Source organism: Hymenobacter jeollabukensis (assembly GCF_005771675.1).
GTDB lineage: Bacteria > Bacteroidota > Bacteroidia > Cytophagales > Hymenobacteraceae > Solirubrum > Solirubrum jeollabukense.
The window spans coordinates 920,426-934,182 of record NZ_VAJM01000001.1 but is presented as its reverse complement, the minus strand read 5'-3'; the positions used below and the strand labels follow the sequence as shown (position 1 = coordinate 934,182).

Annotated in this window: 7 protein-coding genes; 5 read left to right on the top strand and 2 right to left on the bottom strand. The window is 66.1% G+C overall.

The genetic code is table 11. The features are described from left to right. Positions 1-31 precede the first annotated feature (31 nt). Entirely contained in the window at positions 32-2,407 is a 2,376-nt protein-coding gene (locus FDY95_RS03920; protein ID WP_138075394.1) for a glycoside hydrolase family 127 protein, read from the bottom strand. Positions 2,408-2,634: 227 nt separating this feature from the next. After that, positions 2,635-3,813, bottom strand: coding sequence for a LacI family DNA-binding transcriptional regulator (locus tag FDY95_RS03915; protein ID WP_138075393.1), 1,179 nt, complete (start codon positions 3,811-3,813; stop codon positions 2,635-2,637). Positions 3,814-4,151: 338 nt separating this feature from the next. Here FDY95_RS03915 and uxuA point away from each other — a divergent pair, with 338 nt between their 5' ends. The 5 genes from uxuA (at position 4,152) to FDY95_RS03890 (ending at position 13,619) form a co-directional block, all read left to right on the top strand. After that, positions 4,152-5,411: a mannonate dehydratase gene (gene uxuA / locus FDY95_RS03910; protein WP_138075392.1), complete on the top strand. Its 1,260-nt coding sequence runs from the start codon at positions 4,152-4,154 to the stop codon at positions 5,409-5,411. 96 nt (positions 5,412-5,507) lie between these two features. Next, entirely contained in the window at positions 5,508-7,628 is a 2,121-nt protein-coding gene (locus tag FDY95_RS03905; RefSeq protein WP_138075391.1) for an alpha-glucuronidase family glycosyl hydrolase, read from the top strand. A gap of 41 nt (positions 7,629-7,669) precedes the next feature. Then, positions 7,670-8,506, top strand: a complete 837-nt coding sequence (locus FDY95_RS03900) for an SDR family NAD(P)-dependent oxidoreductase (RefSeq protein WP_138075390.1) — start codon at positions 7,670-7,672, stop codon at positions 8,504-8,506. 55 nt (positions 8,507-8,561) lie between these two features. Then, on the top strand, positions 8,562-11,666 hold the full coding sequence (locus tag FDY95_RS03895; RefSeq protein ID WP_138075389.1) for a SusC/RagA family TonB-linked outer membrane protein: 3,105 nt from the start codon (positions 8,562-8,564) through the stop codon (positions 11,664-11,666). A gap of 15 nt (positions 11,667-11,681) precedes the next feature. Continuing rightward, positions 11,682-13,619 carry a RagB/SusD family nutrient uptake outer membrane protein gene (locus tag FDY95_RS03890; protein ID WP_138075388.1) on the top strand — a complete coding sequence of 646 codons (1,938 nt, stop codon included), beginning with the start codon at positions 11,682-11,684 and terminating at the stop codon, positions 13,617-13,619. Positions 13,620-13,757 lie beyond the last annotated feature (138 nt).

Sequence of the window (13,757 nt, the reverse complement as noted above, 5' to 3'; positions counted from 1 at the left end):
AAAGGAGTCGGGTTGTCATTGCTGATCAGGCTTAGCGGAGCAGGCGCACGTCGTACACGCCGCCGGCCGTGGAGCCGGGCGCGGCCTCGAACTTCACGGTGAGCGAGGTGGCGGCCGGGGCGCGGCGCAGGGCTTCGGGCAGCGGGTATTCCACGTCGTAAAAGCTGCCCTCGGGGTTGCCGGTCAGCGTTACCTGGCTCAGCGGCGCGCCATTCACCAGAATCGTGAAGCGCCGGCCCTTGTCGCCACCGGCGTAGGTGACGCGCAGGGTGCGGGCGGCACGCTCGGGGTTACGCAGCTGGTAGCTAAACCAGCCGGCGGCGTGGCGCCAGTGGCGGTTGCGGTGCAGGCCGGTTTCCGTCTGCTCGCCCCGGAAGCCGTGGTCCGACTCGGGCTGCTGCTCCCCGGGCGTCACCTGGTCGACGGTGCGGGCTTCGAGGGCCCGCTTCTCGGCGTCGCGGCGGCGGATTTCCTCGGTGCGGGCCGCGAGGCCCTCGGGCGTCGTCACCGGCCAGTATACCATGTAGCGGGCGTCGTGGATCTGGTAGAAGGGCACCAGCCGCAGGTTCTGGTACCGTTCGGCGCCGCTCAGCCCGGCGGCGGTAAACGTCAGCGGCTGGCCCGCCACCGGCCGGATGCTGGCGGCCACGTCCTTGGGCGTAGTCGTGACGAGCACCGGGGCTTCTTCCAGCGGGTAGAGCGGGCCGCTGGCCACGTGGGCCATGCGCTGCCCGTCGGCGCGCAGGCCGCGCAGGTCGGTGGTATCGGTGGCGGCGGCCAGCACCACGGGCCCGTGCACGAAGGATACCCAGGGCGAGCCGTCGGGCAATGCCTCGGCGGTGGTGTGCATGGGCAGCGCCAGCGTCACCACGTCGCCCGTGCGCCACTTGCGGGTGAGCGTGAGGTAGCCGGGCGCGGTGGCGGCGGGCGTCACGGGTTTCCCGTTTACCTGCACCGCCAGCTGGCCCGCCGGCAGCCAGCCGGGCTGCCGGATGCTGAGGGCGAAGGTGCGCGGCTTCTTGAGTTTCAGCTCTAGCCGGGAGCGTTCTTCCTGCGGAAAGGTCGTTTGCTGGGTCAGGGTCAGGCCCTGCTCGGGCCAGCTCAGGCGGGAAGGCACGAACAGGTTCACCAGCAACTCCTGCTCCTTGCGGTGGGCGTACACCAGCTCGCCGTACTTGGCGTGGTTTTCCAGGCCCGAGCCCACGCAGCACCAGAAGCCCTCCTGCGGCTGCGAATACACGCGGTAGTGGCGCGGGCGCATCGGCGTGAAGTACACGAAGCCGCCCGCCGGCCCTGGGTGCTGCGAGGAGAGGATGTGGTTGTACATGGCCCGCTCGTAGAAATCGAGGTAGCGCGGGGCGCCGCTCTGCAGGTACAGCTGCTGGGTGAGCTTCAGCATGTTGTAGGTGTTGCAGGTCTCCGGGCCTTCTACGCCTTCCAGCATCGACGTGAAGTTGCCGGCCGGGTTGAAATGCTCACTCACGCTGTTGCCGCCGATGGACACGGTGCGGCGGTCCACCACCGTCTGCCAGAAAAATTCCGCCGCCCCGCGCCAAGCCGGGTCGCCGCCCACCTCCGCAATGCGCTCAAAGCCGATGACCTTCGGAATCTGGGTGTTGGCGTGCATGCCGTTGAGCACGTCCTGCCGGGCCAGCAGCGGCGTCAGCACGGCCTGGTGCGAAAAGCGCTGGGCCAGCGTGAGGTATTTCTTGTCGCCGGTGATTTGGGCCACGTCGGCAAACACCTCGTTCAGGCCGCCGTGCTCAGAGCGCAGCATGTCCTGAATCTGGGCGTCCGAAAGGCCCGCCGTGAGGTCCAGGCACCAGTCGGTGAGGCGGATGAGCATGGTGCGGGCCTGCTGGTTGCCGCCGATGAGGTAGGCGTCGCGCAGGCCGGCGTAGGTTTTGTGCAGGTTGTACCAGGGCACCCACTTCTGGTTCAGCCCGAAGCTGTTGGCGTTGATCTGCCCGGCCTTGACCTGCGCCCACATGGCCCGGCCGCCGGGCACGCCGCCGAGGTAGCCGTCCGGGTTCTGCTGCTGGCAGCGGGCCAGCTCCGTCACCATATACGTCAGGCGCTGCTGCACCTGCGCGTCGTGGGTGGCGGCGTACATCAACGCCAGGGCCGAGAGGTAGTGCCCGCCGATGTGGCCGTCGAGGCCGGTGTTTTCCCAGTTGCCGTAGCGCGCTGCCTTCGAGGGCAGGCCCGCCTCCAGCCGGTAAGGCGCCAGCAGCCGGTCGGCGTCGAGGGCCAGCAGATAGGCCTTGTCGGTTTGCTGCGCCTGCTGAAACGGGCCCGGCAGCAGCTCCACGGCCGTGGCCGGAAAGCGTTGCAGCGCAGCCGACTGCCCTGGGCTCAACCGAGTCAGCAGGCAGGCGCCCGCGGCCAATAAAAGGAATCGTTGCATAGAAGCTGTTTAGAAGGTCGGTGGCAGGCTGGCCGCCCCGACGCAGAAAAGAGCTTGTCCGGCAGGTTGCCCGAACTACAAAAGACCGGCCTGCTTCCGCTGCCATCCGCGCCGCCGAAGCTGCGCTACCGCTTCGTCAGAAGGGCTCATTCACTCACCACGAGGCAGCTGATTTCCAGCAGTAGCGCGGCTTTGGCAAGCGGATGACAGTGGATGCCGGGCCGGGTCTAAATGTCCAGCGAAAACACGCCGCCCAGGCCTTTCAGCGAGGATTTGCGGATGATCAGGTCGCCGCTGACGACGAAGGTGCGGGGCTGAAACCGCTCCTTTTGCTCCACCTGTTCCAGGAACAGTCGGGCCGCCTGCTGCCCGATGCGGTGCGGGTGCAGGTTGACGGTGGTCAGGCCGGGCTCGATCATGGCGGCCATAAACTCGTCGCCGAAGCCCACCACCGCTATTTCCTCGGGCACGCGCACCTGGCGTTCCTTCAGGGCCACCAGCAAGTCAAAGGCGTTGGTGTAGTTGATGGCAAAAATGGCGTCGGGCGGCTCGGGCAGGGCCAGCCAGCGGTCCAGGGCCGCCACCGCCGATTCGGGCCGGAAGTTGATGTGGGTCCGCAGCTCGGGCAGGGCCGGCAGCCGGTGCTTGGTCAGGGCGCTGAGGTAGCCCGCCAGGCGGTTGCGGCTGATGAGCAGGCTTTCGGGGCCGGCCAGAATGGCAATGCGCCGGGCGCCCTGCTCAATCAGGTGCTCCGTCACGTTGTACGCGCCGTTCCAGTCGTCCAGTATCACCTTGGCCGTTTCCACCTCGTCGCACACCCGGTCGAAGTGCACCACCGGCACGCCGCGGGTGGCGGCCGGGCGCACGTGGTCGAAGTTTTCCGTCTCGCGCGAGTGGCAGATCAGCAGCCCGTCGACGCGCGAGGCAATGAGGGCCTGCACGTTGCTGACCTCCATTTCGTACGACTCCTTCGACTGGCAGATCATCACGCGGTAGCCCGCCTCCGAGGCTACCTGCTGAATCCCGCTCACGCAGGTGGCGAAAAACGGCCGCTCGATGTCGGGGATGACCACGCCGATGGTGTGGGTGGCGCTGCTTTTCAGGCTCTGGGCCAGCAGGTTGGGCTGGTAGTCGAGCTGCCGGGCCACTTCCAGAATGGCCTGCCGGGTGTTGGTGTTGATGTCGGCGTGGCCGTTGAGCGCGCGCGAAACGGTGCTGGGCGCCACGCCGAGCACCTTGGCCACGTCGCTGATGGTAGTTTGGTGGCTGCGGCGCTCCGGGGTACGGGGCAGCTTCTGGTCAATGAAATGGTAGTCGCAGAGCTTGCAGAAGTAACGCTGCCGGCCGCGAATAAAGCCGGCGCGCTGCACTCCGTCGGGGGAGTTGCATTTGCTGCACTTCATCATAGAAGTAGGGCGTGGGAATGGGATTTTTTGAAAATCCGGGGCAGGTGGAGCGAAAATCAAGGGCCAGGTGGCCTTTGATTATTTGAAGATAGACGTAGGAAAATTTTTTCCATGGCCGGGCGCTAAAGATACCTATCGAAACCGTTTTCGGAAACGTTTGCGGTATTTTTTATTTGAAATCAGCGAGTTATAGCGGTTTTCGGACTGGATTTTCCGGAAATCGTTCGGCTATCTTCGGTCATAAGTCAGCACTCACCCACCCCCGCAACGTTCCCACGCAAATTGCGGCAACAACCTGGGTAGGCAGCTGTTCAATTGTACTTTACCATAGTACGCGTATGCTTCCCACCATGCGCTGGTTCGGCCCCACCGACCCGGTTCCCTTGTCCCACATCCGCCAGGCGGGCTGCACCGGCATCGTAACGGCCCTGCACCAGATTCCGGTAGGGGAGATGTGGTCGGTCGAAGATATTCGGGCCCGGCAGCAGCTAATCGAAGCCGGCAATAGTGAGTACTCACCGCTGCACTGGCTAGTGGTGGAGAGCCTGCCGGTGCACGAGGCCATCAAGAAGGGCCTGCCGGCGCGCGACGCGTACATCGAAAACTACAAGGCCTCGCTGCGCAACCTGGCCGCCTGCGGCCTGCGCACCGTCTGCTACAACTTCATGCCGGTGCTCGACTGGTCGCGCACCAACCTGGACTTCGAAATGCCCGACGGCTCGCGGGCCCTGCGCTTCGTGTGGCAGGACTTTGCCGTGTTCGACCTCCACATCCTGCAGCGCCCCGGCGCCGCGGCCGACTACGAGCCCCAGGTGCGGGCCGCCGCCCGCGACCAGTACGCGCAGATGAGCGACGCCGAGCGCCAGCACCTCGCCGACACCGTGCTGCTGGGCCTGCCCGGCTCGGAAGAAGCCTTCGAGTTGGCCGGCTTCCAGCAGCTGCTCGACGAGTACGCCGCCATCGACGCCGACGCGCTGCGCGCCAACCTGCACTACTTCATTCAGCAGGTGGGCCCGGTGGCCGCCGAAGCGGGCGTGAACCTCTGCATTCACCCCGACGACCCGCCCTACCCGCTGCTGGGCCTGCCCCGCGTGGTGAGCACCGAAGCCGATCTGACGGCCCTGCTGACTGCCTACGACCACCCCAGCAACGGCATCACCTACTGCACCGGCTCCTTGGGCGTGCGCGCCGACAACGACCTGCCGGGCATCGTGCGCCGACTCGGGCACCGCATTCACTTCGTGCACTTGCGGGCCACCAAGCGCGAGGACAACCCGCGCAACTTCCACGAGGCCGACCACCTCACCGGCGACGTGGACATGTACGCGGTGGTGCGCGAGCTGGTGCTGCAGGAGCAGCGCCGGCAGCGCAAGGGCTTCGGGCAGCCGCAGCTGCCCATGCGCCCCGACCACGGCCACCAGATGCTCGACGACCTGAACAAGAAAACCTACCCCGGCTACTCTGCCATCGGCCGCCTGCGCGGCCTGGCCGAGCTGCGCGGCCTGGAGCTGGGCATCCGCCGCTCCCTCGAAATCGAGCCGGCGCCTGCAGCCTCGGCCAGCTCGGCGGCCCACGCCGCGGCCTGGTTGCTGAACTAAACCCACGTGCCCCTTGCGCCCGCGCCGCTGCGCGCACTACTGCCGGCCTTCCCGGGCCAGTTTCCCGCCTCCGCTTCCCCGCATTCCCGCACCACGATGTCCCTGCGTACCTGCCTGCTTTTGCTATGCCTCTTCGTTTGCGCCGCCACCCGCGGCGTGGCCGATGACGGCTACCGCCTGTGGCTGAAGTACGACCTGATCGGGGACGCGGGGCAGCGCAAGCAGTACCAGCAGGCGGCGCAGTTCGTCAGCGTCAGCGGCCAATCGGCGACGCTGAAAGCCGCCGCTGACGAGCTGCAAACGGGCCTCAGCGGCCTGTTGGGCCAGCCGGTGCCGGTCATCGGCGACGCCAAGGGCAGGAAGGGCGGCATCATTCTGCGGGTCGACGCCCAGGCGCCCGACAACGCCGGGCTGGGGGAGGAGGGCTACCGCCTCTACGACGACAAAAACAACCTCGTCATTACCGGCCGCCGCGACGTGGCCGTGCTCTACGGCGCCTTTGCCCTGCTGCGGCAGGTGCAGACGCGGCAGCTGCTTGAAGGTCTGAAAATCAGCAGCGTACCGAAGATTCAGCGCCGCCTGCTCAACCACTGGGACAACCCCAACGGCACGGTGGAGCGCGGCTACGCGGGCTCTTCGATCTGGAAGTGGTACGAGCTGCCGGAAGTGGTGGACCCGCGCTACCGCGACTACGCCCGCGCCAACGCCTCGGTGGGCATCAACGGGGCGGTGCTCAACAACGTCAACGCCTCGCCGCGCCTGCTCACCACCGAGTACCTGCACAAGGTGGCCGCCGTGGCCGGCGTGCTGCGCCCCTACGGGCAGCGCGTGTACCTGTCGGTGTTCTGGGCCGCGCCCAAGGTTATCGGCGGGCTGCCCACCGCCGACCCGCTCGACCCGCAGGTGCGGCAGTGGTGGAAGGCCAAGACCGACGAGATTTACCAGATCATTCCCGATTTCGGCGGCTTTCTGGTGAAGGCCAACTCGGAAGGGGAGCCCGGCCCGCAGGACTACGGCCGCAACCACGCCGACGGGGCCAACATGCTGGCCGCCGCCCTGGAAGGCCACGACGGGCTGGTGATGTGGCGGGCCTTCGTCTACAAAGCCGACCCCAAGGGTGACCGGTTCAAGGCCGCCTCGGCTGAGTTTCTGCCCCTCGACGGCAAGTTCGCCCCGAAGGTGCTGGTGCAGGTCAAGAACGGGCCGATTGACTTTCAGGCCCGGGAGCCGTTTCACCCGCTGTTCGGGGCCATGCCGCGCACCCCGCTGGTGCTGGAAGTGCAGCTCACGCAGGAATACCTGGGCTTTGCCACCCACGCCGTGTACCTGGCCCCGCTCATCAAGGAGTGCCTGGATTCGGATACCTACGCCCAGGGCAAAGGCTCGACGGTGGCCCGCGTGGTCGACGGCTCGGTGGACCAGCACGCGGTGAGCGGCATGGCGGGCGTAGCCAACATCGGCGCCGACCGCAACTGGACCGGCCACCCTATCGGGCAGGCCAACTGGTACGCCTTCGGCCGCCTGGCCTGGGACCACACGCTCGGTTCGGAAGCCATTGCCGCAGAATGGACCCGGCAGACCCTCACCACCGACCCGCCGGCGGTGCAGACCATTGCCGGCCTCCTGCAGCAGACACGCCGCATCTACGTGCGCTACACCGCGCCGCTGGGCCTGCACCACATCATGGGCGAAGGTATTCACTACGGCCCGCAGCCCTGGCTGGAGCGCAGCGCCCGCCCCGACTGGACGGCCATCTACTACCACCGCGCCGACTCCGTGGGCCTGGGCTTCGACCGCACGGCCACCGGCTCCAACGCCCTGGCCCTGTACAAGCCGGAGGTGCAACAATTGTGGGGCAACGCGCAAACGATTGCGCCGGACTACCTGCTCTGGTTTCACCACGTGCCCTGGCGCCAGCGTCTGCGCACCGGCCGCACCCTCTGGGACGAGCTGTGCACCCGCTACTACACCGGCGCCGACTCGGTGCTGTGGCTGCAGCGGCAGTGGGCGCAGGTGCAGCCCAAGGTGGACCCGGCCCTGCACGCCGACGTGACGGCCCGCCTGCAAACCCAATACAAGGAAGCCCTCTGGTGGCGCGACGCCTGCGTGCTCTACTTCCAGACCTACGCCCGCCGGCCCATTCCGGCGCCCTTCGCGCCGCCCCAGCGCACCCTCGCCGACGTGAAGCGGCTGGTCGACATCTACCAGCTGCGCTAATCCTTCTTCCCCCGCTTCAACTCCTTTATTTCCGCTTCCTGATGGAAAACATTGTCGAACTCCTCAGCCAACACGGTCACCACGACGCCCTGGGACCGAAAACCACCGGCCAGGTGGCGCACGAGCAGGCGTTTTCGCTGGAGGGGCGCCTGGCCCTGGTGACCGGGGGCGGCAGCGGCATCGGGCTGGAAATAGCGCGCTGCATGACGCAAGCCGGCGCCACGGTCATCATCACCGGCCGCCGCGAGGACGTGCTGAAGGACGCCAAGCAAGCCCTGGGCGAGCGGGCTGAGTACCTCGTCAACGACGTGTGCGACCTGGCCGGGCTCGACGGGCTCGTGGCGCACATCGAAGCCACCTACGGCCCGCTCGACGTGCTGGTCAACAACGCCGGCATCAACATGAAAAAGCCGGCCCTGCAGGTCACCGACGAGGAATTTGCCCGCATCATCAATACCAACCTCAACGCGGTCTTCGCCCTCACGCGGGCCGCGGCCCAGCGCATGGTGGCCCGGCGCCAGGGCGTCATCCTGATGATTTCGTCGATGGCCGCCTACTACGGCATCGACCGCGTGGTGGCCTACGCGGCCTCCAAATCGGCGGTGGAAGGCATGGTGAAGGTGCTGGCCTCCGAGTTTTCGGCCCACGGCGTGCGCGTCAACGCCATTGCTCCGGGCTTTATCGAGACGGAGATGAGCCGCACGGCCATGAACGCCGACCCCGACCGCAAAAGCCGCGCCCTGCGCCGCACCCCGATGGGCTCCTTCGGCCAGCCCGAGGACATCGGCCGCGCCGCCGCCTTCCTGGCCTCTGACGCGGCCCGCTACATCACCGGCGCCTCGCTGCCCGTCGACGGCGGCAACTCCATCGGCTTCTAGCGCGGCCGGAGCCCTGACTGACTCCTACCTTTCCACAATTCCCACTCTCACTTCCATGACTACACCTTTACGCAGAACGGCCCTGCAACTCAGCTGGCCGCTGCTGACGGCCGCGGCCCTGCCGCTCGCCTTTGCCGGGGCGCCGCTGAGCGCCGTGGCCCAAGCTACGCAATCGGTATCGGGCCGCGTGACCGGCGCCGATGGCTCCGGCCTGCCGGGCGTGAGCGTAGTGGTGACCGGCACCTCGCAGGGTACGACTACCAACGCCGAGGGCATCTACAACCTGCAGAACGTGCCCGCCGGGGCCACGCTCACCTACTCCTTCGTGGGCTACAGCTCCCAGCGCATCCCGATGGACGGCCGCAGCGCGGTCGACGTGAAGCTGCTGGAGGACGTGCAGAACATCAACGAAGTGGTGGTGGTGGGCTACGGCACGCAGCGGGCCGAGGCCGTAACGGGCTCGGTGGCGTCGATCAGCGGGGACAACCTGCGCGAAGTGCCGGCGGCCAACATCTCGCAGTCGTTGCAGGGCCGGTTGCCGGGCGTGCAGTTCTCGCAGTCGTCCTCGCAGCCGGGCGCGGCCACCCAAATCCGGATTCGGGGTACCCGCTCGCTCCTGGCCACCAACGACCCGCTAGTGGTGCTCGACGGCATTCCGTTCCCGGGCTCCATCGGCGACATCAACCCCAACGACATCCAGAGCGTCGACATCCTGAAAGACGCCTCGGCCACGGCCATTTACGGCTCGCGGGGCGCCAACGGGGTTATCCTGGTGACGACGAAGAAGGGCAAGAGCGGGCAAAAGCCGCAAGTGTCGTACGACGGGTTCGTGGGCGTGAAGACGGTGTTTTCCCGCTACCCGATGATGACCGGGCCCGAGTTTGTGGCCCTGCGCAAGGCGGCCAACCTGTACCCCGCCAACGGGACCGACGAAGCCAACGACGTCGATACCGACTGGCAGGACCTGCTCTACAAGACCGGCCGGCAGATGAACCACAACGTGGGCATCAACGGCGGCACCCAGGACGGGCGCTACAACTTCAACGCGGGCTACTACCAGGAAGACGGCGTGGTGCCGACCCAGAAGTACACCCGCTACACCGTGCGCGGCTCCTTGGACCAGGGCGTGGGCAAGTACGTGCGCCTGGGCTTCACCGTCAACAACAGCTACAACCGCACCCAGGGCGCCAACATCGGGCTGTACCCCACGCTGAACTCCTCGCCCATCGCCAATCCCTACAACCCCGACGGCTCGCTGAAGCGCGTCATTAAGATGGCGGCGGATGACCAGTGGGTGTACACGAAAGAGACAATTGAGGCCAACAAGGACAAGTTTCTGAACGAAACGAAGAGCCTGGCCAGCTACAACACCCTCTTCGGCGAGTTGAAGATTCCGGGAATTGAGGGCTTGCGCTACCGCCTCAACCTGGGCGTGAACTACCGCCAGAGCCAGAACGGGGCCTTCACCGGCCGGGGCGTCAATGCCATCGACCCGGCAAACGTGTCCACGGGCTCGGTGAGCAACCAGGTGACCACCGACTGGACGGTGGAAAACCTGCTGATGTACGACCGCACCTTCGCCGAGAAGCACACCATCAGCGCGGTGGGCCTGTACTCGGCGTCCAATAACCTGTTCAACCAGACGCAGCTGGCGGCCCGCGACATTCCGTACGACGCCTTCCAGTACTACAACATCGGCCAGGCCGACGCGAAAAACATCACCGTCGACCCCAACCAGCAGCTCTACCGCAAATTCGGCCTGCTCTCGTACATGGGACGGGTAATGTACTCCTACGACGACCGGTACCTGCTGTCGGCCACGGTGCGCTCGGACGCTTCCTCGGTGCTGGCCAAGGGCTACCAGTGGAACACCTACCCGGCCGTATCGGTGGGCTGGAACGTGGCCCGGGAAGGGTTTATGCAGAACTTGTCGGTGGTGGACATGCTCAAGCTGCGCGCCGGCTTCGGCCGCACGTCCAACCAGTCCATCGGGCCGTACGCCACCCTGGGCCTGCTCTCGACCCGGCCGTACAACTTCGGCTCCGACTTCCAGACCGGCCTGTACGTGAGCCAGCTGCCCAACCCCAAGCTGGGCTGGGAATATTCCAACACCTGGAACTACGGCTTGGACTTCGCGCTGCTGAAAAACCGGCTGTCGGGTACGGTGGAGTACTACGTGACCAATACCGAGAACGTGCTGCTGGGGCTGCCGCTGCCCTACACGTCCGGCGTGGAAACCTTCACCACCAACATCGGCTCGACCCAGAACAAGGGGGTTGAGCTGTCGTTGAACGGGGTCATTCTAAGCAACCCCGACGGCTTTACCTGGGAAGCGGGCTTGAACCTGTACACCAACCGCAACAAGATTACCTCGCTGGCCGGCTCGCAGCCCGACGACAAGAACAACTGGTGGTTCGTGGGCAAGCCCATCAACGTCATCTACGACTACGAAAAGCAGGGCCTGTGGCAGCAGGACGACCCGTACCGCAGCATCCTGGAGCCCGGCACCAACACCGTGGGCATGATCAAGGTGAAGTACACCGGCCCGACCAACCCCGACGGCACCCCGACCCGCGCCATTGGGGCCGACGACCGGCAGGTGCTGGATACCAACCCCAAGTTTCAGGGCGGCTTCAACACCCGGCTGGCCTACAAAGGCTTTGACCTGACCGCGGTGGGGGCCTTCCAGAACGGCGGCCTGCTCAACAGCACCCTCTACGGCGCCTCGGGCTACCTGAACCTGATGAACGGCCGGCGCGGCAACGTGAAAGTGGACTACTGGACGCCCGAAAACACCGACGCCCAGTACCCCAACCCCGCCAGCATCCGCAGCGGCGACAACCTCAAGTACGCCTCTACGCTCGGCTACTTCGACGCTTCCTACCTGAAAATCCGCACCATCACGCTGGGCTACAACTTCGACCGGATGGACTGGCTGAAGAATGCCGGGGTGAGCCGCCTGCGGCTGTACGTGACGGCGCAGAACCCCTTCGTGTTCTTCTCGCCCTACAAGAAAGAGTCGGGCATGGACCCGGAAACCAACTCGTACGCCGACCAAAACGTGGCCGTGACGACGGGCGTCCCGCGCCGTCTGCTCACCATCGGCACCAACGCGCCGGCCACCCGCACCTTCCTGGCCGGGCTCAACGTCACCTTCTAAGCACTGCTTCCCACCATGAAACGCGTTAACCTAACTTTTCTGATCGGGGCGGCCGTCATCTCGCTGGCCACGCCTGGCTGCAACAAACTGCTGGACGAACAGCCCCGCGCCACCTACGACCCGAGCTACTTCCAGACGGAGCGGGGCGTCAGCGGCGGCCTGACGGCCCTGTACGCCCACCTGCGCTACATCTACGGCAACGCCTACTACTACAACACCACCCTGACCGGGACGGATGAAGTAACCTACGGGCAGAGCGCCGACGAAAACTTCCTGGCCATGGACTACTCCGGCCGGGCGGCGCTCAACGCCACCAACAGCCGGGCCGACGCCCTCTGGGTGGCGGCGTTTCCGAACATCAACACCGCCAGCGGCATCATCGAGAATGCCACGGCGGTCGGCACCATCTCGCCGGCCCTGATTGCCGAGGCCAAGTTTTTCCGCGCCTTCGACTACTTCCTGCTGGTGCAGACTTTCGGCGGCGTGCCGCTGGACCTGGGGGCGGGCGAGCTGAAGTTCAACAACAACCCGGTCCGGACCTCGGTGCGCAACACGGTGCCCGAGGTGTACACCAAAGCCATTTTCCCCGACCTGCTGCAGGCCATCAACGACCTGCCGGCCAATGGGCGGGTGACGGGCGGCGTAACCAAAACGGCGGCCCGCCTGCACTTGGCCAAAGCCTACCTGACCTACGCCTGGTGGCTGGAAAACCCGAACAACATCCCGACCTACCCGGCCACCCCGCGCACCGACCCGGACGGCCACAACGCCCAGTGGTACTACCAGAAGGCCTACGACGTAGCCGCCGACGCCATCGACAACCCGGGGCTGTTCCGCCTGCAGCCCACGTACTACGACGTGAACGTGGCCACCAACGACCGCAACAGCGAAATGCTGCTGTACGCCGACCACACCGAAGCCAGCGAGCAGTACAACGGCGGTAGCCTCACCTTCGGCAGCGGCGGCGCCCCCGACAACTTCGCCGGCTGGATGCTGACCTGGAACTACACCGCCATCCGCAGCAACGGGGTATCCTCGGTGCAGCGCGAAGCCGTGCAGCCGCTGGGCCGCCCCTGGGTGCGCATGGCGCCCACCATCGGCGCCATCGAAAATACCTTCGCCGACAAAACCAACGACTCGCGCTACGACGGCACCTTCACCACGGTGTACCGCGGCAACTGGCTGAAAACCGGTACGGGCGTAACGGCGGCCACCCTGAACAACGCCAACGGCCTGCCGATAACGCCGGGCAACGCGGTGCTGACGTTCCTGGATGCCGAGCCGGCTACGCCCATTAACTACGGCTCCGGGGGCGGGGCCAGCGGCGTCGGGGCCGGCACGCTGCCCGGCCGGGCCGACTACGTGGTTGGACCGCGCGGCATCAGCCGCATCGTGTACCCGGGCCTGTGGAAGCTGGGTCCCTACCGCACCGACAACGGCACCGGCCTGGGCCAGCCCAACGCCGGCAGCACCCGCCCGTTCAACATCGCCAAGTTCTCGGAGCTGTACTTCGTAGCGGCCGAAGCCGCCGTGAAGGGCGCCACGCCGCGCTCGGGCAAAACGGCCCGGGAGCTGATCAACGTGATTCGGGCCCGCGCCGGCAAGTGGCGCTTCGATAACAACGGCAACGTGGTCAAGAACCAGGACAACAGCGCCGCCATGGTAGCGGCCACCCCGGCCACCATCGACATCAACTACATCCTGGCCGAACGCTCGCGCGAGTACTTCGGCGAAGGCTACCGTTGGTTCGACCTGGTGCGCACCCAGAAGTGGAACGAGCTGGCCGGCACCTACAGCATCGGCGGCGTCAACTACGGCGACCATACGCCGCAGACCGTCACGCGGACCATCATGCCCTACCACTACCTGCGCCCCATCCCGCAGGTGCAGCTCGACCGCATGGACGTGTCAGCTGATGTAAAAGCGACGTACCAGAACCCTAACTACCAATAGGGCAATGAAAAGCATGGCTGCTCAACCTGAGCAGCCATGCTTTTGGCCGTCCGCGCTGCCCCGGTGCGTGCGGGTCGCACGCACCGGGCTGCCGGGGCAGGCTATCGGCTGCCAATTTAGACCAAGCCTGCGCCGCAA

Bases quoted from the DNA above. Each gene is read 5' to 3' on its own strand.
- FDY95_RS03920 (WP_138075394.1), bottom strand. From the start codon at position 2,407: ATGCAACGATTCCTTTTATTGGCCGCGGGCGCCTGCCTGCTGACTCGG.
- FDY95_RS03905 (WP_138075391.1), top strand. From the start codon at position 5,508: ATGTCCCTGCGTACCTGCCTGCTTTTGCTATGCCTCTTCGTTTGCGCC.
- FDY95_RS03890 (WP_138075388.1), top strand. From the start codon at position 11,682: ATGAAACGCGTTAACCTAACTTTTCTGATCGGGGCGGCCGTCATCTCG.
- FDY95_RS03915 (WP_138075393.1), bottom strand. From the start codon at position 3,813: ATGATGAAGTGCAGCAAATGCAACTCCCCCGACGGAGTGCAGCGCGCC.
- uxuA (WP_138075392.1), top strand. From the start codon at position 4,152: ATGCTTCCCACCATGCGCTGGTTCGGCCCCACCGACCCGGTTCCCTTG.
- FDY95_RS03895 (WP_138075389.1), top strand. From the start codon at position 8,562: ATGACTACACCTTTACGCAGAACGGCCCTGCAACTCAGCTGGCCGCTG.
- FDY95_RS03900 (WP_138075390.1), top strand. From the start codon at position 7,670: ATGGAAAACATTGTCGAACTCCTCAGCCAACACGGTCACCACGACGCC.